This is a genomic window from Sphingobacterium puteale (assembly GCF_003627955.1).
In the GTDB taxonomy this organism is placed as follows: domain Bacteria; phylum Bacteroidota; class Bacteroidia; order Sphingobacteriales; family Sphingobacteriaceae; genus Sphingobacterium; species Sphingobacterium puteale.
On record NZ_RBWS01000045.1, the window covers coordinates 1 to 2,256 of the forward strand.

At 39.5% G+C, this 2,256-nt stretch carries 3 protein-coding genes; all 3 read right to left on the reverse strand.

The annotated features are described in order from the left end of the window. Positions 1 to 419: 419 nt before the first annotated feature. A complete protein-coding gene (locus D7322_RS28230; protein ID WP_121127503.1) occupies positions 420 to 1,259 on the reverse strand; it encodes an NAD(P)H-binding protein in 840 nt (279 codons plus the stop codon). Positions 1,260 to 1,499: 240 nt separating this feature from the next. After that, on the reverse strand, positions 1,500 to 1,730 hold the full coding sequence (locus tag D7322_RS28235) for a hypothetical protein (RefSeq protein WP_121127504.1): 231 nt from the start codon (positions 1,728 to 1,730) through the stop codon (positions 1,500 to 1,502). 2 nt (positions 1,731 to 1,732) lie between these two features. Next, positions 1,733 to 2,256, reverse strand: a 524-nt coding sequence (locus D7322_RS28240) for a hypothetical protein (protein WP_220700199.1), incomplete at its 5' end; no start/stop codon positions are given.

A 2,256-nucleotide genomic window follows, 5' to 3' on the forward strand; every position in this document is an offset into this window, starting at 1 on the left:
CGCCGAACGGGCTTCCATACCATAGGGGTAATAGTCCGCATTGTACTGTACATCCGCAAAACCTCCGGGCAGCTTGTTCCGGTTGATAATTGCCCTTTGTCCTTCAATGCCTAAAACTTATGATTAATCGCGAGCAATATGCTCTGGTTGATAATCGGCAATAATAGAGCTCCTAATTAAGAATATTATTTTGAAAGACATGGGTCTGCCAAGTGATGCAAAGACAGATGATTCTAAGGACCATTCCAAAAAAATAACGTATTTAAAAGTTAAGAATTCGATTATGTAAGAAAGCCATTTTTCGAACAGCTGTGATTGACCTTTTCTAAGTAAACTTCATTCGTCAGAAAAAGTAAGGCACGTATAGCCTGATTATTACCAGGATAACTCACCAGATGAATTTCTATAGTATCGCATTACTACTCATAAACCTCTCTTAGAAAACCAGCAACAGCTGCAGGTTTCCTGCCCAATAGCTTTTCCAAATGCGGGCTACCGCACTCCAGTTCTCTTTCACTTGCCGCTTGGGCAAAGGCCGCAAGCATTTGCGCATACTTCTTAGGAACGCCACTTGCTATTGTTGAATCTATATAACTTTCTATATCTGTACTTGAATAGACAATCATCCTGCCGGTAATTTCAGAAAGGATTGCCGCAACTTCTTTAAAAGATACGTCGCTTCCGCCCAGCTCGTATATTTTATCCTCATGGCCTTGGGATAGCAGGATGTGAGCAGCAACTTCTGCCAGTTCGCTTCGGAGCGTGAATGCAATACTACCCTGTCCTGCTGGGAGGAATATGATGCCGCTTTCTAAAAACCTGTCACCCAACAACATCGGAATTAGATCGAGATAAACGCCATTCCTCAGGATAGTGTAGTCCATTCCGCTCATCATGATACTTGTTTCGGTCACCAGATGTGACTTAAGGACAAAACGAATGGCAGAGTTATCGCTATATGTCCGATGAAGTTGGCTAGTATATATGAGATGCTTCACCCCCGCCTTTCTTGCCGCCCTTATAACCTGTAGATGTTGTTCGCTCCGGTTGACCATCTCACCACTTGAGACAAATAGCAGCTTGTCAATTCCAAAAAATGCGTTCGCCATAGAACTGTAATTATTGTAATCGCCGAAAACAATGTTCACACCTAACTTTCTAAGATGCTCCGCCCTGGTGGCATTCCTCACAAATGCATATATCAACTTCGCATCAACTCCTTTCTTAATAAGTGTGGAGATTTCGGAAGCCTCGACCATACGATTTCGAAAATCACTGATCAGTTATTTCGAACAAATTTGACCACCTAAAAATTTGTTCCAGCTGCCTTAAAGCTATTGTATCAGCTATTTCTAATTTCAATTAAGGTGGTCAATCCGCGACGAAAACCGGTGATCTAAAGGACTGAAATATCCAGCTATTAAGCAGAGCCTCATTTTTCCAAAATCTTTGTCTTATAGTACCCCAAGCAGGTAAATTACCTTTTGCTGTTAGGTTTGTTATTGGCTCTCTAATCTTCCATTCACTTTTAATTTTTGAGCATCTTCTAAAATCTGCTTTGCCAAGATTTCATCGTCAATTTCGACTTCTATAATTTCGTTATTGTCAACTAATCTATCTTTTAGATTTTTTGCTTCTTGTAAAGTCAACCCTGCTTTCTCATTTAATAGCTTCGTGAATGGAATTTTCCTCATACCAACATCCCAACTTTCAAATATTATTTTTACCATTTTTAGTTAATTTTAAATATTAATTGAGAAGGTATTTTTCCAGGACTTGCACCTGTAGTTCTTTTTGCTCCCTGAATAATAACCTGATTGACACCTTGCTGTTTTCCAAAGTCAGTAATAACAGATTTAATTCCTCTTATTCCTAATTTATTTGTCAAAGCACCATCAATGTCAAAATTTTTAATTGTTAGAGTCCCATTAGATTTTGAAAAATTCCCTCCGAATTCAATTATATCATCTCCAATTTTTGTTGAGTAGAATAACAAATCTCCGTCCTTCTCAGTTTGCGTAAAAACACGTCCTCCCCCCTTCGCTGCAAATGAATGAACATTTTCAATGACCTTAACTTCTTCAACAGTATTAATTGCATCTTCTATGACCTCAACACCTTTTGCAAACCCTATCCAACCTCTTGTATAACCAGCTTGACCTCCCCCCATCGACACCATTGTTCCATACATAGTATACAATGGTGTTAGGGTCTCACGAATATGATCCCGGCTCGGCTGGGTAACATACGCAAAGG